Here is a 20,462-nt window from a genome sequence, read left to right as displayed (position 1 = left end):
AATGCATGTAAATTTTAAAATACAAAAAAATGCTTCATTCACTAACTAAATACCAAAATACATCTACTTATTGATCAATTTCACTTATACTCATCTTTAGCAACATTAAGACATTTTTTAGATTATTCTCTGGAAGGCTATATGGAATTACGGCATTTGCGCTATTTTATTACAGTTGCAGAAGAGCTTAATTTTAGCAAAGCTGCACTTAAGCTCTACACAGCACAGCCTTCACTCAGCCAACAAATCAAAGATTTAGAAGAAGATGTTGGTGTGCGTCTACTAAATCGTACCAAACGAAAAGTTGAATTGACCGAAGAAGGCACTGTGTTTCTGGAACAGGCGAGACTCACCATTGCTCAAGCAGAAAAAGCAATTAATATGGCGCGCCAAGTGTCTAAAGCAAAACAAAAAATGCTACGCATTGGTTTTGTGCCAGTTGCAGAAATGAAAATCTTTCCTTATGTATTACCTAACTTACGTGTTCAAAATCCCGAATTAAAAATTGAATTACAAAGCTTAAATAATATTGAGCAATTCAAAGGCATAAAGAAAGGTGAATTGGACATTACTTTTACTCGTCAACGTTTAGATTCTGAAGAGATCGAGAGTCGCTTTGTACTGCGTGAACCTTTAGTTTTTATTCTGCCTAAAGACCACCCTTTGGCAAAGTACGAACGTATTCCTGTAAAAGCGCTTGATGGCATTGATTTTGTTATTCCTTCAGATGAGCAATCTAAGACCCTGCATGACACCATTTTAGGCTTCGCTGAACAAAATGGCGTTTCTTTTAAAATTGTTCAAAAAGCTGACAATATCTTGTTTAACATTAACTCTATTGGTATTGGCTTAGGGTGTACGATTCTTCCTGGCTATATTATGCCACTTCTCTTGGAAAATAGTGTGACTCGTCCACTCGATGTAGAGCTACCTTCTCTGGATCTCTTTGTAAGTTATCGCAAGAATGCCACTGGTATTGCTGTGCAAAAATTTATGGAGTTACTTTCAAAAGTCTTTTATTTAGACTTTAATCAAAGTTCAACGTGAATAAAAAAACCCGCTGAATTGAGCGGGTTTTTTATCGATGTGATTTAGCAAGCAACTGACTGATTAATCAAATTTTTTAAAAGTTGATGTAATTCATCAATGGAATCCACAACCGCAAGGGGATGATATTGCTGTAATACCTCAGGCACATGAACGCCATACGTCACCCCTACACTTGGCATACGAATATTCAATGCCATTTCAAGATCGTATGAAGTATCTCCTACCATTATCGCTTGATCTGCATTAAAACCAGTTTCGGCTAAAATTTCAGCCAACATCAACGGATCTGGTTTTGATTTTGTTTCACTGGCTGCACGTGTCGCTGAAAACAAACTCACACTCTGAGTTTGCCCCAGTACTCGATCTAGCCCCTTACGACTTTTTCCTGTCGCAACAGCCAAATGAATTCCTGATTCTTTGAGATCATGCAACATTTCAGCCACACCATCAAACCAACGATCATGTTTCGAGTGTTCAACATAATGCGCTGAATAAGACTGTAAAATTGCCTCGTGTAAATCAGGAACCTGAGGAAATAAAACCTGCGCAACTTCAGGTAATCCTAAGCCAATAATGCTTTTAGCATCCTCATCAGTCAAAGGTTGATTAAATTGTTGGGCGGCAAATTTTAAACTTTCAACAATTTGACCCACTGAATCAAACAAAGTGCCATCCCAATCAAAAATAATGAGTTTTACCGCTGATGTCATATTTTGTATCCTAATTTTGATCGGGTGGATGCCATGTAAATATCATAATGACATATTAAGATCTCATCGTTGCATGACCTCGTCATGACACAATGATTCAATCCTTACCAACCACTGAGACGCACTCAGTCTTGTTGAGACTGCACTACAGGTTTATCCGCTTTTTGTGCGCGAAGTTGTGCAACCAAGCTTTGCATATCCTCAGGCAATGGTGCTTCAATTACTGGATATCCTGGGATCTCTAAGCGCATTGCATGTAAACATAAACGGCGTGGTTTAGGTCCACGATATTCCGTCTCATGCCCGTACTTTTCATCACCCACCAAGGGATGACCGATACTGAGTCCATGTACACGAATTTGATGTGTACGACCAGAAAGCGGTGACGCATACACAAGTGATGCATGCATGAAGCGTTCTGCTACCTTCCATTGGGTTTTTGAAGGTTTTCCTTCTTTAGATACACGTACTCGACGTTCACCATTGGCTAACTCATAGCGATGTAATGGTGCATCGATTAATTGTGAGTCTAATGTGACTTGGCCTTTCACCACAGCAGCATAAGTTTTTTGAATCTTGTGTTCACGAAGCATATCTTGAAGTGTTTTTAACACGCTCCGCTTTTTAGAAATCATCACCAAGCCTGAAGTATCTCGGTCAATACGGTGGATCAGTTCTAAATATTTTTTCCCTGTCGCTGCGCGTAAGCCTTCAATTAAACCATACGCCACACCACTTCCACCGTGCACCGCAATCCCAGAAGGTTTGTTCACCACTAAAAGACCTTCATCTTCATAAACCACACGGCTTAACAAGCCCTGCGCGACTTTGTCTGATACTGGAGCTTGAGATTCATCTTTTTGTTCATAACGAATCGGTGCAACACGGATTTGATCACCAATATTTAATTTGGTTTCCGCTTTCACACGCTTTTTGTTGACCCGCACCTGACCTTCACGAATTAAACGATAGATTCGACTTTTCGGTACTCCTTTAAGACGAGCGAATAGAAAATTGTCGATGCGTTGCCCCAATTGGTGCTCATCCACTTCAAACCAAGTGACGCTTTGCCATTCTTGCGTAGAATTCATACAGTTACGTTGACCTAAAAAAATACTAAATTCGATTAAAAACTGATCATTTAGACTACCCAATTGACTAGAAATGTCTGTGTAGCCCATAGGCAGATGATCTAAGGTTTGCTATAGTCAGCGCACGGATACCGCCGTAAGTGAACATTTGTTTAGAGATTTCAAAATTTTGAAATTCAAACTAAATTTTTGTTTAGCATAAACTCGGAATGGTCCCAAAAGAATATGCCAACGCCGAAGGCTTATTATATCGGCAAAAAGACAAACTGTTGCGTTTAATTGTGCTTTTGCACATAAATCAGTTTGTTTAAAAAAATATGTCGCCAACAATTATGTTGGTTTTTAAACGTTAACTGATACACATCAGAATGGTCGCAACCTGATTTCTCATTCAGGCTATAACGTTAGATGCATTGGATCTGCACAATTTGTAAAGATACGACGATAATTCCGTATCAAGACACTCTATCAAAAAATTGAAGAGATGATCTTCGAGCAATGTGACAGTGAAAGTAACGAACATCCAATGCACCGTTAGTCCGCCAGTGAATGTTCAGGCTTCTTTAATCAGTGACAGGATTAAAGCCGTATTGCCGTCATCAATACGTGAATCAAAATACCGAAGCCGATCAATAAAGGCCGGTAATACACTTAGATCAAACTGATTATGGTGATCTAGGAATTGATCCATGCGGGTTGATGTTCGCTACGTAAATCGCGATGTTTTGCTTGTGTATCACTATTAGGTGTTACACCCATGAAACGTATGTTGATCAATGCAACACATGCCGAAGAAGTTCGCGTTGCACTCATCACTGGTCACCGTCTTTACGATTTCGATTTAGAAAATCGTACTCGTGAACAAAAGAAAGCCAATATCTACAAAGGTCATGTGACTCGCGTTGAGCCATCTCTTGAAGCTGTGTTTGTAGAATATGGTGCAGGCCGTCAAGGCTTCCTTTCAATGCGTGAAATCGCAAACTCATATTACAAAGCTGACCCTCGTCAAACTTCAAACATTCGTGAGTTAATCACTGAAGGTACTGAGCTTTTAGTTCAAGTTGAAAAAGAGGAACGTGGCAACAAAGGCGCTGCACTCTCAACTTTTATTTCCCTTGCTGGTCGTTACTTGGTCTTAATGCCAAACAACCCGAAAGGTGGTGGTATTAGTCGTCAAATTTCTGGTTCAGTTCGTGAAGAATTGAAAGAAATGTTGGCGTCTTTAAATGTACCTCGTGGTATGAGCGTGATTGTACGTACTGCAGGGATTGGTCGCTCACAAGAAGAGCTTCAACTTGATCTTCAGCACCTGCTCGATCTTTGGGCACGCATCCAAAGTACAGCAAATTCTGGCCCTTCTCCAATGTTGGTTCATCAGGAAGCTGGTGTAGTTACTCGTGCAATTCGCGACTATTTACGTGATGATGTTGCAGAAATTTTAATTGATTCTGAACAAGCTTATAACGAAGCCTATAACTTTGTTAAAGCCGTGATGCCGAACCAATTAGACAAGTTAAAAACATATACTTTGAATGAGCCTTTATTTGCTCATTTTGGTATCGAAAGTCAAATTCAAACTGCTTACGAGCGTGAAGTTAAACTTCCTTCTGGTGGTTCAATTGTCATTGACCAAACAGAAGCATTGGTTTCGATCGATATTAACTCTGCAAAATCTACTCGTGGTCACGATGTAGAGGAAACTGCACTTAGTACTAACTTAGAAGCAGCAGAAGAGATCGCTCGCCAACTTCGCTTACGTGATATCGGTGGTCTGGTCGTGATTGACTTCATCGATATGACCAAAGAACGCAATCAACGTATGGTTGAAGCAAAACTGCGTGAATCAACTCAAAGTGATCGTGCACGTATCCAGTTCGGTCAATTGTCTCGTTTCGGCTTAATGGAAATGAGTCGCCAACGTTTACGCCCTTCTTTAGAAGAAGCGACTGGCTATGTATGTCCACGTTGTCATGGCACAGGTATGGTTCGTGACTTGCGTTCTCTTTCACTTTCGATCATGCGTAAAGTTGAAGAAATTGCACTTCGTGAGCGTCAAGGTGAAGTTCAAGTAGAAGTTCCTGTTGAAATTGCAGCATTCCTTCTCAATGAAAAACGTCATAGCCTCGTGTATTTGGAGCAAACTTCAAATGTACGTGTGACTGTACTCCCTCACCCGCATTTAGAAACGCCACATTACGAAATCTCGTATAATCCTGAAGGCTTTGCACCAACCAGCTATGAACGTACTGAAGCGACTCGTTCAAGTGAAAAAGAGTTGGGTTATGAGTCTTCAGAATGGCACTTAGAAGAAGAGCATGCAGCTCCACATACGCATGCCCCTGTAACGCAGGAAAAAGGCAATAAGCGTCATAAAAATAACCAAAATGCTACACAACCTGCGGTAGCGCAAAAAACTGCGCCAGCAGTAGCTGCTCCAGCAACTAGCCCATGCGCATGGTTAGAAAATCTGTTTGTTCAAAAACAAGCAAGTACGATTGATCAATCGCGTACGGCTAACTCTGCAGCGGCTGCAATTGAACAAATGGTGAACGGTGGTGCCGTAAGTCGTGGTCAATTCGGTCAAATTGCACCTGTAACACCTGTGGCAATTGAAGCATCTGCACCAGTTGAAACAAATGCGTATATTTCACATACGCCTGTTGCGAAAAATGATACACGCGACCAAGAACGTCAAGCTGAAAAAGACGAGCGTCCACAACGTCATAACAAGAAAAATCGCAATAAGCAACGTGACACACGCGAAGTTAACGCAGATCAACATGTGATTGAAGAAGTTGTACAGGCACCTCGCCATGAACAACGTCAAGATAATCGTCATGAGTCACGCAATGAAAACCGTCATGAGCAACGCCAAGAACAGCGTGATCAGAAACGTCATCAAAAGCGCCCTCAACAAAACGAGACAGCTTTCGAAGCACAAACTGAACAAGCTGTGCCACGTCGTGACCGTAATGCACAACGTCCACAACGTCCAAATCGTCAACGCGATCAAAGTGTATTAAATCAAGAGCAATCTTCAGCACCTGTTGCTCAAGAAGCTCAAGTTAAAGTTGATTTAATTGATGTACCTCGTAATGATGAGCTTAAAACAGCGTTAGTGGTTAATGTTGATCAAGCACAAAGTGAGATTGTTGCTTTAACGCCTGAAGTAGCAGCACCTGTAGCAACTGCTCCAGCACCTGTTGTGACAGATGCTGAAGTGTCAGCACCTCAAGTGGAAATTACGGTTGATGAACCTATCATTGAAGCTGAGGTTAAACCTCAACAAGCACCACAACGTGCAAGTAACGACCCACGTCAACGTCGTCGTAACAAGCATCAACATGACCAGAAAGCAAAATCAGATGCGCCGAAGCTTCGCCCTTCACAAGTGCCAGCTTTAGCACAACATACGGTTTTAAGTTTAATTCAACATGTGTATGGTGCGGATTGCTCTGTATTGATTGAGCAGTTTGGATTAATTCCAACCTTCAATCGCGCATTGCAAAAGTTCACTGAACAGTATGCAGGGAGTTTAAATACTCAATCTGCTGAACCTGTTACTGAGAAAAAACCAGTAACACGTGATGTCGCTGTTCAACAAGCTCCAGCTGAAAAAGAGCCTGCACCTGTGTTGGACTTAACACCTCCAAAACCAGTGTCAGATAAGCGTGTTGCAAATGATCCACGTGAGCGTCGTCGTCTTGCAAAACTTGCAGCTGAGCAAGCAAAACAAGCGCGCCTTGAAGAAGTTGCAGCACAAGAAGCCGTGAAAGTTGAAGCACCTGTTGCGGATGCTCCACAAGCAGCTGATGCAACATCTGAAGTTGCACATCAAGAAACAGCAACACAGACAGCTGAAGTGACTCAATCTGAAGTGAAGACTGAAGAAAAAGTTCAAACTTCTTCAGAACAGCAACCTGAAGAAAAATCTTCAGAATCAAATGAAGTAGTGCCTACAGAAGCAGAAACTGCGAAAGTTGAAGTGGCGGAAGTTGCCGTAAATGCTGAAGATAAATCTGCACAAGTTGAAGCAGATAAGGATGATGCAGAACAGCAGGAAGAAGAAAAACCTGTTCGTCCGCGTCGCCCTCGTGGTCGCCCACCAAAAAAAGTAACACCATCAGCTGAGTAATTTGCTTAAACTACATTAGCTTTTGACAAACCTAGTCATTACGGTGGCTAGGTTTTTTTGTTATGGTCTTTAAAGTTTTGACTGAAAAATCCTGTTCAGAATTGATCAATTTTTCAAAATGGATAAGATATTCAGTGACAAAACCAAGTAAAAAACTTGCGAAAAATTAAAGACTAAACGGAATATCACAAAAAATAGGACCAGTATGAGCCAGACTTATCAAAACGATCTCATTGGAATCAAAGACGTAGCAGCACGACTCCCACATTTGGTCACGAAGTTGCCAAATATTCTTGTCGGGCTCAAACAGGCTTATTTACGTACTCCTAAAACGCCAGCAGGTCTTGCCCTCGCTTTTGAGCGTGCAGCGCAAAAAAATCCTCAAGGTATTGCGCTGTTATGTGAAGATCAGAAATATACCTACCAACAACTAAATGATTGGGCAAACCAAATTGCGCACTACTACATCGCTAAAGGTGCAAAAAAAGGTGATGTGATTGCGGTCATTGTTGAAAACCGTAGTGAACTTATTGCCACCGTCATTGGTCTTGCAAAAATTGGGGTTGTTTCAGCGCTCGTCAATACGTCTCAAACAGGTAAGGTACTTACCCATAGTATTAATTTGGTTAAACCAATCGGCGTAATTGTCGGTGAAGAATGCCGTGAAGCTGTAGATGAAGTACGCGAACAACTGACTGTCGCAAAAGATAAGCTCTATTGGTTTGCTGATCAAAATACACGCCAAAATGCTGGTCAAGCACCTGAAGGCTATCATAATCTTGCACAAGAAATTTTATCTGAATCTAAAGATAATCTAGCTGAAACACATAAGGTGACTGGTGCTGACGGCTTATTCTACATCTATACGTCTGGCACAACAGGTTTACCAAAAGCCGTAGTCTTTACCAATAGTCGTTGGATGTTAGCGTATGGCACATATGGTCATGTCCTCAATCTAAATAAAGATGACGTTATGTATGTCACTTTACCGCTTTATCATGCTACAGGCATGGTAGTGTGCTGGTGTGGTGTAATTGCTGGTAGTTCGACACTAGCGATTCGTCGTAAGTTCTCAACCTCTTCTTTTTGGAAAGATGTTCAAAAATTTAATGCATCAGCAATTGGTTATGTTGGTGAGCTATGTCGCTATCTTCTAGATGCTCCTGAATCACACCAAGATCGCAATCATCACGTCACCAAGATGATTGGTAACGGCATGCGTCCAAATATTTGGGATAAATTTAAAAATCGCTTTGGTATTGAAGAAGTACTCGAACTTTATGCTTCAAGTGAAGGTAATGTCGGCTTTTCCAATATTTTAAACTTCGACAATACCGTAGGTTTCTCTCCTATTCCTTATGCCATTATCCAATATGACAAGGAAAAAGAAGCTCCTATTCGTGATGCAAAAGGTCATTGTATTAAAGTCAAAAAAGGTGAAACAGGCTTATTGATTGGTAAAATTACCAATCGCTCGCCATTTGATGGTTATACCGATCCAGAAAAGAATAAATCCTCCATCATGCATGATGTTTTTACCAAAGGAGATTCTTATTTCATCACAGGTGACCTCGTGCGAGATATCGGGTGCCGCCATGCTCAATTTGTTGACCGTCTCGGTGATACCTTTCGCTGGAAAGGTGAGAATGTCTCTACAACTGAAGTTGAAAATATTTGTAGTGATTATGAAAAGATCACAGAAGCAGTGGTATACGGCGTTGAGATTCCAAATACTAACGGTCGTGCAGGTATGGCAGCCATCACTTTAGCAGAAGGTGCTGAACTAAATGAGCAAGATTTATCCGATATGGCACAGTTCTTTAAGAAGTCTTTGCCAAGCTATGCGGTTCCAGTGTTCTTACGTGTACAGAAAACACTCGAAACTACAGGAACATTTAAATATCAAAAGAGTAAGTTAAAGGAAGAAGCTTATTTTCCAGACAAAACTTCAGATCGTATTTTGGTTTTATTACCAAATGAAGATGCATATTGCGATTTAAATGAAGAGATTCTGAAAAATATTGAACAGTATAAATATCGTTTTTAAGCTAAAATCGATTGTTTTTTGGCTAGAAAACACGAAATTGTGTCATTTCTAGCCAAACGTAACAAAGTTTTATATTTTTTACTTGCGCTACTCAAATAACTTGCTAAAATACGCAACATCAAAACGAGATGGGTCGTTAGCTCAGTTGGTAGAGCAGCGGACTTTTAATCCGTTGGTCCCGCGTTCGAGTCGCGGACGACCCACCACTTATTTTGAAACCCATATGGGTCGTTAGCTCAGTTGGTAGAGCAGCGGACTTTTAATCCGTTGGTCCCGCGTTCGAGTCGCGGACGACCCACCAGATTCTTAAAAAAGCCTTTCATATTGAAAGGCTTTTTTATTGCCTGCAATATAATACAAGCTACCCTTATAGAGTATCAATTCTTATGTCTTTAAAGCTTTTGACGTTGCAAAGTATATGCACGTGACGGAAGCGGATTGTCTTTAAAGAAAGTTTGGTTCACTTGCGTTGCATTGGCAATTTTATCAAGATCCATGACCATATTACCCTGCTCATCCAAATCGTAAAAAAACTGAACCCCACTCTCTCTCAAAATAATGATTTGATGGTGATGCGGATCATACAACCAACGATCTTGGCGATATTGACGTTGCGTTGTAAATTCAACCTTACCACGATGCATAAAAATACGATGAGCTGTGCCATCAGCCAATAAATTGATAATAAACTCAGCTTCTCCCTTATCACAACGAGCAAAGCCATCACCACATTGCATCGTGGTTTGGTAACGACCTACAAATTTTTGCCATTCTTTAGCAACAGACTGCGGTGTTGTATCCGCTTTCTCTTGAATTGGAGGCCGTGCCTTACCTGCGACATTCGTTAATGAGTTAGAAGACTCAGGCGTATGCGACTCCTGAATTTGGTTGATGTGTTCAATGTGTGGCGATTCATTCTGGCTACATGCTGCAAGTGCAATATTCATGATGGCGATAATGCTGAACATTGAGATTGAATGAACTTTAAAATTTAAATTCATCATTTTATATCTTGAGCCATTTCATAAATTGCGATGTATAAAAATATTATCCTTATAAAATAGGGATATACAAGTATTAGCATGTTCTGTCTAATTATCCAGAACCTATACCACATCAAGGTTTTATCTTTTTCATTACATAAAATTACGATATTTTGTGAATAATCTCCTTTAAAACTAAAAATTATTCTCCATATAAAATGTATAGACAAACGTTAAAGAGAAATTGCGAAGTCTATTTCATGACTATTTTAGGTTCTAAAGGAGAACTCAATGGCCAATGTTGGTTTATATCGCTCAAACCGCTCTAACATGATTGCTGGTGTGATGGGTGGTATTGCTGAACGTTTTGGTTGGAATGCGAATTTATTACGAATTATTTTTGTTCTAGTGTCAGTGATGAGCGCTGCATTTCCAGGAATTTTAGTGTACTTAGTGCTTTGGTTAGTGATGCCAAAAAATAAAGTTCAGCACGAACATTCAAATACTTATGATCGTCCAATGCGCACTGTACACCAGGACAGATCACCGCTTTAACTTGAGTTTACCCTCAATCACCCACACAACCTCGGGTGAGTTTTTTAACACGATAATTTCCCCCAATTATCGTGTTTTTTTTATTCTCATTTTGCATCTTTCTCAAAATAGCGCTAACTTGAACAAAACAATAAATATGGACAATCAATGGCACAGTCGGAATGGATGGTATTGTGGCTATGCGCACTGGCCGCATTATTACATGGCCTGAGCGGTTTCGGCTTTCCCATGATGAGTACCGCCGTACTCTCTACTCAACTCCCGCTCAGCCTCGCTGTCACTTTGGTCATTCTTCCCTGTCTCATTTTAAATTTAATTCTGCTAACTGCTCACCCTCAGTATTCAATATGGCAGAGCATTCAACACTACAGCATAAGATTTTTTCCCCTTATTCTAAGTAGCTTAGTTGGCAGTCTGCTTGGGGTAAAACTTTTATTGTGGCTCAATGAAGGTTATTTAAAGCTTTTACTTGGCATGGTGATGGTGCTGTATGTGATTGATCAATTACGACAACATTCATTCACCGTCAGCCCGTCAGTGCTCAATATGCTGATATTCGGTCTGTTAGCAGGCATTATCGGTGGTGCTACCAATGCAATGGCACCATTTCTAATGATGTATTTACTCAGCTGTCAGCTGAGTAAAACCGATATTGTGATCGTGAGTAATTTAAGCTTTATCGCCAGCAAATTGATACAACTCCTTCTACTTTACCCAATTTTGGTCAATATTGATGAGCATCAACAACTTTTAGTCATGTTGATCTGTGTTTTTGCAATATTTGGGGTATGGATCGGCGGACTGATCAGGCAACACATCTCTCAACAGTTTTTTAAAAATACAGTATTGATCCTATTACTTTTGCTCGGTATTCAAGCCCTGTGGCAAAGCTATAATTTATTAGAACAATCGATTTCATTGTTTAAATAGTATATTTTGAAAAGTGATAAGGATATTCATTCTTCAGAATTAAGAAGTTTAATACATGCAACTATAAAACCTATAGCGACATTCAAAAGGAGCGAATATGACGGAACAACTCGCGACCCCAACCAACATGATGCCTAAAGGGCTCATCAAAGGTTGGGTGTTGATATTGATCGCCGCTTTTATTTCTTATGGACTCTATCAAGTCTTACCCTATGATGAAAATGCCAATAAAGGTTTGGCATTACTCTGCTTTATCGGCATTTTATGGCTGACTGAGGCCATCCACATCACGATTACCGCCCTATTGGTACCCGTACTCGCAGTTCTTCTCGCGATGCCTATGGCTAAAGGCGATGAGCTTATACCAATCACAACACAAGCGGCATTAGCTACATTTGCAGATCCTGTGATTTTTTTATTTTTTGGTGGCTTCGCATTAGCGACCGCGCTGCATATTCAAAAGCTCGATAAAAAAATTGCGATGTGGATCATCTCTATGTCTGGTGGTCATCTCGGCATCTCTGTAATAGCGATTTTTGCTGTAACAGCACTTTTATCTATGTGGATTTCAAATACGGCGACTGCAGCAATGATGCTTCCACTTGCCCTTGGTTTACTTTCACATTTAGATGTCAGTCGAGATCGAAAAACATTTGTTTTTATCCTGTTAGGTATTGCCTATTCTGCAAGTATTGGTGGCTTGGGGACGATGGTTGGCTCTCCACCAAATGCAATTGCAGCAAAAGCTTTAGACTATGATTTTGCAGATTGGATGAAAATCGGTTTACCGATGATGCTGCTTATTTTACCTGCCATGCTCTTGAGTCTTTATTTGGTACTTAGACCTAAGCTCAATCATAAAGTGCAATTTGTGACTGAGGATATTCCTTGGACGGGTACTCGAATTGCAACAATGGTATTGTTTGTCTGTACGGCTATTGCTTGGATCTTCAGCAAAAAGCTGACCGAGAACTTTGGTATTTCACAACCTGATACTTGGATTGCTGTTCTGGCAGCATGCTTGGTCGTGATTATCGGTACTGCAACATGGAAACAAGTTGCTGAAAATACAGATTGGGGCGTTTTATTTTTATTTGGCGGTGGTTTAACCCTCAGTGCAATTTTAAAAGATTCAGGCAGTTCATTGGTACTTGGTCAAACGCTTGCAAATGTGTTTGGTGATACCTCACCATTGATGATTATTTTTGTTGTAGCAGCATTTATTGTCTTTTTAACAGAATTCACCAGTAACACTGCATCTGCTGCACTGTTAGTACCAGTCTTTGCAGCGATTGCCGATCAAATGGGTATGCCTAAGGAAATTTTAGTTATTGTGATCGGCATTGGTGCTTCTTGTGCATTTATGCTTCCTGTTGCGACACCACCGAATGCGATTGTGTTTGGTACTGGCCATATTCAACAAAGTGAAATGATGAAAGTCGGCTTTGTCCTGAATATCATGTGTATTTTCTTGGTTTCCCTGTTTATTTACTGGTTCTTTATCTAAGTTTAAATAAATCCAGATTCCAAATAAAAAGCACCCTTGGGTGCTTTTTTAGGACAATCTAAAACAGTTTTAAGCTCTCATTTTAAAATGGTTTAGTTCCTGATTCAGGGCAGCAATAATATCTGCACGGCTAATAATTCCGACCAGACGCTGCTCGCTCACTACCGGGATATAGTTAAAAGAACGTTCCACAAAATAGGGCACCAGATCCTGAATCGGCTGCAATGGCTGCACTGTGACTACCTTGCGGGTCATAATATGTTTGACCTGATGTTCCCAGCTGCTGCGCACATCTGCAGCACGTTTAAACCATTCTACCACCTGATACATGGCCAGCGTTCCCACCAGCTTGCCTTCCGCATTAACCACCGGCAGGCTCATCAGGTTCATCTGCTTAAACTTGTCCAGTGCATGCTGAATATCATCATTGGCATGCAAGGTCACCACGTCTTTGGTCATAATGTCCTGACAAGTAAACTGGTTGACCGCACGGGCATTGGCTCGGTCCTGCGCTTCCAGAATAATCTTTTGCAGGTCATATTCACTAATGTCCAGCAGCTCGGTTTGCTGATCTAGTACTTCCTGAATATCTTGCGGCTGAATAGTGACTTTCTGGGTCGGGGTCGGATCTTTGGAACGGGTATTCAATTGCGCCTGCTGCGGATAACGCTTGCCAATCATTCGATTAAAGACGATCGCAATTACCATCAATAAGATCGAATTCAGCAGCACCGGATAGAAAACGAAAGCATAGCCGAGTTCATGGACCGCATTGCCGCCGAGTACCGCCGTAATGGCGACAGCACCACTGGGTGGATGTAGGGAATCTGTGGTCATCATCAGGATAATGGCCAAGGCCACCGCCAGACTAAAAGCTTCAGTCGGACTGGCAATAAACAAGGCACAGGTCACACCCACTACCGCAGCAATAGTATTACCTACCAGAATATTCCAGGGCTGTGCCAAGGGACTGGCCGGAACTGCAAACAGCAGCACAGATGAGGCCCCCATCGGCGCAATATACCAGGCTTCAAAATCACCCAGAATCCATAAACTCAGTAATGACGATACCGTGAGACCCAGTAGTGCCCCAATACCGCAGAGTAAACGGTCTTTGAGTGGAAGAACTTTAAAATTCGGTTTTAAGGTATTGAGCCAGTCAAGATTGGAATGGAACACGGCGCGCCTGATTTTAATGTTTACAGATTTTGCGCATTATAAAACTAGTCGCTTTAAAGATGTATTCATTTTATATCTTTTAATTACACTTAAATGGATGCTGTTTAAAAAGCCAAGTCTCTCTCCAGGCAACAGTCATCCATCTAGTTCTCTTTTACGGTTCAACTCCTCATAGGATTTTCAATAAGATCATTCATGTCAGGTAATTTTAGCCTCAGCGCCGCTATCGCATTCAGGTTTAATCAGAGGCTCGATTTTAAGCAGCTCGACCTGACCATAATAGGTTGAGAATGCCACATCTCCGGCATCTACCCCGGTGCCAATGCGAATCAGCTCGTCGACTGGAGCTAAACGGGTCGGATCAAACTGCACCCATCCTCCTTCCAGATAGGCTTCAAAAATGGCATGAAAGTCAGGTAAAAACTTTTTAATTTCCACATAACCGACTACCATGCGTGCCGGAATTCCTAAAGCACGGCACAGCGCAATGCCTAAATGGGCAAAGTCACGGCATACCCCCGCCCGGTGGATCAGTACATCCGTCGCAGTCGTAAACTGGTCAGAGCAGCCAGAGACATAAAAAATATTGTTATAAATCCACTGTTCGATGGCTTTTACACGCGTATAGCCGGGTGTCATCCAGCCAAATGAGCGTTTCGCCATTTCTAGTAATAAATCTGAATTGCAATAGCGGCTGGCCAGCAAATAAGGTAGTACTTCATCCGGCAGGTCTGGAATTTTGACTTCATTCAGGTTTTGTCTCAGATCAACAGGAATGCACGGCTGACGGGTAACTGTCGCGCTATAATTCAGTTCAAATGCCTCACAAGGCTCGAGTTGCAACCGGATATGACGGTTTTGATGCTGAGCATCCCGAAATTCATGCCATTTGACCGGCATATTCATGGTGAGCTGTTCTTCGAGAATATTCTGATCGGGATGATGGGCGACCTGAACCATAAAAATAAATTCGGTAGGTTGCACAATCTTGTATTTCAAATGACACTGAATTTGGTAAGTGGTCATGAAGTTCCTTATTATTAGGCATTATTATATTGTGTGAAGATTGAACTAATTCTAAGACCGCAATCGTATGAGATCAGTTTAACTTTATCGCGCTTCAGTGAACAGGATGCTATACATCTGATTTATTCCTGATTTTTAGATCTCACCCCATTGCTGATCTAGCATAAAATTGCAGCAAAGCCGCGCAAAATCTGGCATGAATCAAGACCATTTTAATTTTTTCCAAAATATTTTCAGCGTATTAACCCTTTGCCACTCCCCTGTAAAATCCTTATAATCAAGCACAATTTTTCTCTAATTTTAAGTGGATGACCATGAGTCGCGCCATATCGCATATTGATACCTTCCAAGGCTTAATTCTTGCCTTACAAAACTACTGGGCGGAGCAAGGCTGCGTCGTGTTACAGCCTTACGACATGGAAATGGGTGCAGGTACATTCCACACTGCAACTTTCCTACGCGCATTAGGGCCTGAAACTTGGAACGCTGCATACGTTCAACCTTCACGTCGTCCGAAAGATGGTCGTTATGGTGAAAACCCAAACCGTTTGCAACATTACTACCAATTCCAAGTGGTACTTAAGCCAAACCCAGACAACATCCAACAGTTGTATCTTGACTCACTTAAAGCGATTGGTATTGATCCGTTGGTACACGACATTCGTTTCGTAGAAGACAATTGGGAATCTCCAACGCTTGGCGCGTGGGGCTTAGGTTGGGAAGTATGGTTAAACGGTATGGAAGTGACGCAGTTCACTTACTTCCAACAAGTCGGTGGTGTTGAGTGCTACCCTGTTACTGGAGAAATCACTTACGGTTTAGAGCGTCTTGCAATGTACTTGCAAGGTGTAGACTCAGTTTACGATTTGGTTTGGACTAAAGGTCAGTTTGGTACAGTGACTTATGGTGATGTATTCCATCAAAATGAAGTTGAACAGTCGACTTATAACTTTGAATACGCACCTGTTGATAAACTGTTTGAACTCTTCGACTTCTATGAAACTGAAGCAACACGTTTAATCGAAGCAAAACTTCCACTTCCTGCGTATGAGCAAGTGGTTAAAGCGTCGCATAGCTTTAACTTACTTGATGCACGTGGCGCGATTTCTGTGACTGAACGTCAGCGTTATATTTTACGTGTACGTACATTGGCGCGTTCAATTGCAAATGCTTATGTGGCTGCACGTGCGGAACTTGGTTTCCCAATGGCAGAACCAGCTCTACGTGATGAAGTATTGGCACAGTTAAAGGCACAAGTTGAAGCAGAAGCAAAATCTGAGGAGAGCAAATAATGTCTAAACATACCGTTTTGTTCGAATTAGGTTGTGAAGAACTTCCACCAAAAAGCCTTAAAAAATTACGTGATGCACTACAAGCAGAAACCGTTAAAGGCTTAAAAGAGGCAGGCTTAGCGTTTGATTCTATCGAAGCTTATGCTGCACCACGTCGTCTTGCCCTTAAAATCGTAAATGTAGATGGCGCGCAAGCAGATACGCAAAAACGTTTTGATGGCCCTGCGAAACAAGCAGCGTTTGATGCTGAAGGTAACCCAACTAAAGCGCTTGAAGGCTTTATGCGTGGTCAAGGCATCACGGTTGATCAAATCTCCACTTTTCAAGCGGGTAAAGTCGAAAAAGTTTGCTACTTAAAAGATGTCAAAGGTCAAAGCCTTGATGCTTTACTTCCACAAATTTTACAAAATGCATTGGACAATCTTCCAATTGCGAAACGTATGCGTTCAGCGGCAAGCCGTACCGAATTTGTACGTCCAGTAAAATGGGTGGTATTGCTTAAAGACAACGACGTTGTTGATGCAACAATTCAAGATCACAAAGCAGGTAACGTAACTTTCGGTCATCGTTTCCATGCACCTGAAGCAATTACTTTAACGCATGCTGATGAATACTTAGCGAAGTTAAAAGCGGCTTACGTTGTGGCAAACTTTGAAGAGCGTCAAGCAATCATTGACGGTCAAGTCAAAGCTTTAGCTGATGAAGTAAATGCGATTGCGATTGTACCTAGCGACTTACGTGACGAAGTGACTGCACTGGTTGAATGGCCTGTTGCGCTTCGTGCAAGCTTCGAAGAACGCTTCCTTGCTGTTCCTCAAGAAGCACTCATCACAACAATGCAGGACAACCAAAAGTACTTCTGCTTAGTAAATAGCGACAATAAACTTCAACCGTACTTCATTACTGTGTCAAATATTGAGTCTAAAGACCCGACACAAATTATTGAAGGTAACGAGAAAGTGGTTCGTCCACGTTTGTCTGATGCTGAATTCTTCTTCTTACAAGACCAAAAACAACCACTTGCGTCTCGTAAAGAAAAACTTGCGAACATGGTCTTCCAAGCAGAATTGGGTACGCTTTGGGACAAATCGACACGTATTGCAAAACTCGCTGTTGCTTTAGCGCCAATTACAGGTGCAAACCCTCAAGACGCTGAAAAAGCTGCGCTTCTTGCAAAATGTGACTTAACATCTGAACTCGTGGGTGAATTCCCTGAACTTCAAGGGATTGCGGGTACTTACTACGCACGTCTTGAAGGCGAAAATGATGAAGTGGCTGAGTCTTTAGGTGAGCAGTATTTACCTAAATTTGCAGGTGACGTTTTACCAAAAACCAAAACAGGTACAACGATTGCCCTTGCTGACCGTTTAGATACGCTCACAGGTATTTTTGGTATTGGTCAAGCGCCGACAGGCTCTAAAGACCCGTTTGCGCTTCGTCGTTCTGCAATTGGTATTTTACGTTTAGTGACTGAAAACGAGCTTGATGTGTCAATTGAAGACTTGATCAAACTTGCACTTGCTGCTTATGGCGATGTATTGAAAGATCATGACAAGACTTTAAATGATGCTGTTGCATTCCTTGAAGGCCGTTACCGTGCGAAATACGAAGACCAAGGTGTTGCTGTTGATGTAATTCAAGCGGTTCAAGCGTTATCACCAAAATCACCACTTGATTTTGATAAGCGTGTAAATGCGGTAAATCACTTCCGTGCATTGCCTGAAGCGGCTGCGCTTGCTGCTGCAAACAAGCGTGTTGCAAACATTCTTGCAAAAGAAGCTGCACCTGAAGGTCAAGTGATTGAAGGGAACTTGGTTGAAGATGCTGAAAAAGCATTGTTCGCTGAACTTGCGAAAATTACACCTGAGGTTGAGCCGTTATTTGCTGCCAAAGACTACACTGCTGCGTTGTCTGCACTTGCTGCACTTCGTGCGCCAGTGGATGCGTTCTTTGACGGTGTAATGGTCATGGCTGATGATGCTGAATTAAAAGCGAACCGTTTACGTATGCTTGCACAGCTTCGTGATTTGTTTACGAAAGTGGCTGATATTTCGGTGTTACAGCACTAAGTATCTAGCATTAAAAAACCCGCTTTAGAGCGGGTTTTTTTAACGAAATTTAAATCTAAAACTCATTCGTTCTTTTTCTAAATGTCTAATTGATCGTGTAGCGACACGAACACGTTCACTTAAATTAACTAAACGATTATTTAAATCAATCTGTTTTGCATCTTCATCAGATTGATAGATACTTGAGTTTTCAATATTGCTATTTATTTTTTTGATTTCAACGATATTAGTCATTAGCGCGCTTTTTCCTTTAATTCAGCTAAGGAGTGTTCTAGAGCCAATCTTGAGCTGAAAAAATCCAAGAGCCATTTGTATGATGTAAGATGCTCTTCTTTATCAGAAAAGAAGTTAGCTTCCTTCGCAGCAATACAAATGATAAAAATCACTTCGTTAGAAGTGATGCTTTTAATAGGATAACAAAGTTGTGACCAATTTTCATTCAATTTTGTACTCCCTTTTATGTATTTTTTGTTTTCATTCTTTTTTAACTCTTTCTGTACGTCCTCAACTATCACTATTTCTTTGTTTTTTAAAGATTGTGATATGGCACTATCATCAGATTTCAATACATCTATTGGTGTTTCTGGTCGAGCTTTATAAGGTAAAAAATAGACCCAGTCTTTTAATTCTCCCCCTTCTACATCCATAAGAGCTATTTTAAAATAAATTTTTGGATATAGCGTTTTATAACAAAGTTCTAATGCTTTAATTATATTTTTAATTTGAATATCAGGCTGTGTAATAGTTTTAAAAACCGTATTAATTGTTGGGGGATTAGCATTGCTTTGTAGTAACAAAACTACTGCATCCGCAAACCTTTTCCTTTTCTCTTCAACTACGCTTTCTATAGTTTCGAGTAAAACAACTGCAAATCTATCTAATACATTCTTTTCATCAACTTTTTCTTGTAACCACCCTAAGAAAATACTTATTAATCCTCCAGCCAATAAAGATATGAAAACTATATAACCGCTGCAATCTACAATCCATATTCCAACTTTACCAAGATTTGTCTTAAGGACTAATTTCTGATCATCATTAGAAATAGCAAAAATTAAATAACCATTTATAGCCACAATCAGAGTAATAATAATTTTGTAAAGTCTTGACTTAAAAAATGAATTTAAAAGAATTAAAGAAGGCATATCCAACCTGATTTATAAGCGTATATTTTTACTACTATTTTTAAATTGTAGCTAAGTATCATATATTAGATATAGTCATATCTCATTCATTATAATCAATTTCTATTTATTGAAATACCAATTAACCTTAAAAAATATCAAAATAATTATTAACTTAATTTTTTTTGATTCACGAAAACTCAACCATCTCGCTATGGGCATTCTTATATCAAATTCATATACTTAAATATATAGATCGAAATTTAAGACTTAGAATGAAAATCCAAACTTTAGTTATTTCAACTTTAACTTGTTTAACCCTAACAGCCTGTTCAACTTCTCCAACCAACCCCAATGCTCCTATCGTATTAGAACAACACAAAAACATTGCTGTTGAACCTGAAACTCAACACAATATTGCTCGCCTCATTAAACAAAAAGACAACTGCCTCATCGAATTTACAGGCAACTTTGCAACAGGCAAAGCCACTGAATACTGGTTTTTCCAAGGGGAGCAATTGATTTCAGCACATTCAAATTTAGATGCAGATGTCGAAAACAAACAGACCGTATTTGATATTCAAGATTCAACTAAAAAAGCCAATTTCAACGCGCTAAAAAACCACTTTAAAGCGCAAAATCTTCAACAGTGTGAACATTTTTAAGACGCTAAAAACCATTCATCTGATCATTCGTAAACTACAAAAGCACAATTGGCTAAAACCAACTGTGCTTTTTTAATTGGAATGAAGCTACTTCATGAT

Annotated in this window: 16 protein-coding genes and 2 tRNA genes; 11 read left to right on the top strand and 7 right to left on the bottom strand. The window is 40.5% G+C overall.

What is annotated here, in order from left to right; translation table 11 throughout:
• Positions 1-141 precede the first annotated feature (141 nt).
• A complete protein-coding gene (hcaR, locus tag AC1M9D_RS05420; RefSeq protein ID WP_481611672.1) occupies positions 142-1,047 on the top strand; it encodes a DNA-binding transcriptional regulator HcaR in 906 nt (301 codons plus the stop codon).
• Between the two features lie 44 nt (positions 1,048-1,091).
• Here hcaR and AC1M9D_RS05415 read toward each other — a convergent pair whose 3' ends face one another.
• Both AC1M9D_RS05415 and AC1M9D_RS05410 read right to left on the bottom strand, forming a co-directional pair.
• The gene (locus AC1M9D_RS05415; protein ID WP_035264197.1) at positions 1,092-1,760 is read right to left on the bottom strand and encodes an HAD family hydrolase; all 669 of its coding nucleotides are present in this window, start codon (positions 1,758-1,760) and stop codon (positions 1,092-1,094) included.
• 125 nt (positions 1,761-1,885) lie between these two features.
• Positions 1,886-2,851 (bottom strand): RluA family pseudouridine synthase, encoded by a 966-nt coding sequence (locus AC1M9D_RS05410; RefSeq protein ID WP_035264199.1) that lies wholly within the window; start codon positions 2,849-2,851, stop codon positions 1,886-1,888.
• Between the two features lie 757 nt (positions 2,852-3,608).
• Between AC1M9D_RS05410 and AC1M9D_RS05405 the strand changes: the two genes are divergently transcribed.
• From AC1M9D_RS05405 to AC1M9D_RS05390, 4 genes are all read left to right on the top strand, one after another.
• Positions 3,609-6,986: an Rne/Rng family ribonuclease gene (locus tag AC1M9D_RS05405; RefSeq protein ID WP_481611671.1), complete on the top strand. Its 3,378-nt coding sequence runs from the start codon at positions 3,609-3,611 to the stop codon at positions 6,984-6,986.
• Positions 6,987-7,191: 205 nt separating this feature from the next.
• Positions 7,192-9,033 (top strand): long-chain-acyl-CoA synthetase, encoded by a 1,842-nt coding sequence (locus AC1M9D_RS05400; RefSeq protein ID WP_481611670.1) that lies wholly within the window; start codon positions 7,192-7,194, stop codon positions 9,031-9,033.
• A 130-nt stretch (positions 9,034-9,163) separates the two neighbouring features.
• A tRNA-Lys gene (locus tag AC1M9D_RS05395) sits at positions 9,164-9,239 on the top strand.
• A 19-nt stretch (positions 9,240-9,258) separates the two neighbouring features.
• Positions 9,259-9,334 (top strand) — tRNA-Lys (locus tag AC1M9D_RS05390).
• A 91-nt stretch (positions 9,335-9,425) separates the two neighbouring features.
• Here the strand turns inward: AC1M9D_RS05390 and AC1M9D_RS05385 are convergent.
• Positions 9,426-10,037 carry a hypothetical protein gene (locus tag AC1M9D_RS05385; protein WP_481611669.1) on the bottom strand — a complete coding sequence of 204 codons (612 nt, stop codon included), beginning with the start codon at positions 10,035-10,037 and terminating at the stop codon, positions 9,426-9,428.
• 270 nt (positions 10,038-10,307) lie between these two features.
• On the opposite strand from AC1M9D_RS05385, the gene AC1M9D_RS05380 reads away from it, so the two are divergent.
• From AC1M9D_RS05380 to AC1M9D_RS05370, 3 genes are all read left to right on the top strand, one after another.
• The gene (locus AC1M9D_RS05380; RefSeq protein ID WP_179998741.1) at positions 10,308-10,571 is read left to right on the top strand and encodes a PspC domain-containing protein; all 264 of its coding nucleotides are present in this window, start codon (positions 10,308-10,310) and stop codon (positions 10,569-10,571) included.
• Positions 10,572-10,718: 147 nt separating this feature from the next.
• Complete coding sequence (locus tag AC1M9D_RS05375; RefSeq protein ID WP_035264205.1) at positions 10,719-11,501, top strand: sulfite exporter TauE/SafE family protein; 783 nt, start codon at positions 10,719-10,721, stop codon at positions 11,499-11,501.
• A gap of 97 nt (positions 11,502-11,598) precedes the next feature.
• Positions 11,599-13,008 carry an SLC13 family permease gene (locus AC1M9D_RS05370; protein WP_481611668.1) on the top strand — a complete coding sequence of 470 codons (1,410 nt, stop codon included), beginning with the start codon at positions 11,599-11,601 and terminating at the stop codon, positions 13,006-13,008.
• A 69-nt stretch (positions 13,009-13,077) separates the two neighbouring features.
• Here AC1M9D_RS05370 and AC1M9D_RS05365 read toward each other — a convergent pair whose 3' ends face one another.
• Positions 13,078-14,187 (bottom strand): HPP family protein, encoded by a 1,110-nt coding sequence (locus AC1M9D_RS05365; RefSeq protein ID WP_035264211.1) that lies wholly within the window; start codon positions 14,185-14,187, stop codon positions 13,078-13,080.
• A gap of 198 nt (positions 14,188-14,385) precedes the next feature.
• A complete protein-coding gene (locus AC1M9D_RS05360; RefSeq protein WP_481611667.1) occupies positions 14,386-15,213 on the bottom strand; it encodes a transglutaminase-like domain-containing protein in 828 nt (275 codons plus the stop codon).
• A 314-nt stretch (positions 15,214-15,527) separates the two neighbouring features.
• On the opposite strand from AC1M9D_RS05360, the gene glyQ reads away from it, so the two are divergent.
• Positions 15,528-16,505 carry a glycine--tRNA ligase subunit alpha gene (gene glyQ, locus AC1M9D_RS05355; RefSeq protein WP_035264216.1) on the top strand — a complete coding sequence of 326 codons (978 nt, stop codon included), beginning with the start codon at positions 15,528-15,530 and terminating at the stop codon, positions 16,503-16,505.
• Positions 16,505-18,574, top strand: a complete 2,070-nt coding sequence (gene glyS, locus AC1M9D_RS05350; RefSeq protein WP_481611666.1) for a glycine--tRNA ligase subunit beta — start codon at positions 16,505-16,507, stop codon at positions 18,572-18,574. Before glyQ ends, glyS begins: the two co-directional genes overlap by 1 nt.
• A 39-nt stretch (positions 18,575-18,613) precedes the next feature.
• On the opposite strand, the gene AC1M9D_RS05345 is transcribed toward glyS, so the two are convergent.
• Positions 18,614-18,808: a hypothetical protein gene (locus tag AC1M9D_RS05345; RefSeq protein ID WP_481611665.1), complete on the bottom strand. Its 195-nt coding sequence runs from the start codon at positions 18,806-18,808 to the stop codon at positions 18,614-18,616.
• Positions 18,808-19,719 (bottom strand): GAF domain-containing protein, encoded by a 912-nt coding sequence (locus AC1M9D_RS05340; RefSeq protein WP_481611664.1) that lies wholly within the window; start codon positions 19,717-19,719, stop codon positions 18,808-18,810. Before AC1M9D_RS05340 ends, AC1M9D_RS05345 begins: the two co-directional genes overlap by 1 nt.
• Before the next feature lie 254 nt (positions 19,720-19,973).
• On the opposite strand from AC1M9D_RS05340, the gene AC1M9D_RS05335 reads away from it, so the two are divergent.
• On the top strand, positions 19,974-20,363 hold the full coding sequence (locus AC1M9D_RS05335; RefSeq protein WP_481611663.1) for a hypothetical protein: 390 nt from the start codon (positions 19,974-19,976) through the stop codon (positions 20,361-20,363).
• The last annotated feature ends 99 nt before the right edge of the window (positions 20,364-20,462 follow it).

The organism is Acinetobacter sp. ANC_7682, from assembly GCF_056779795.1.
This window is presented reverse-complemented; position numbering and strand designations above follow the sequence as displayed.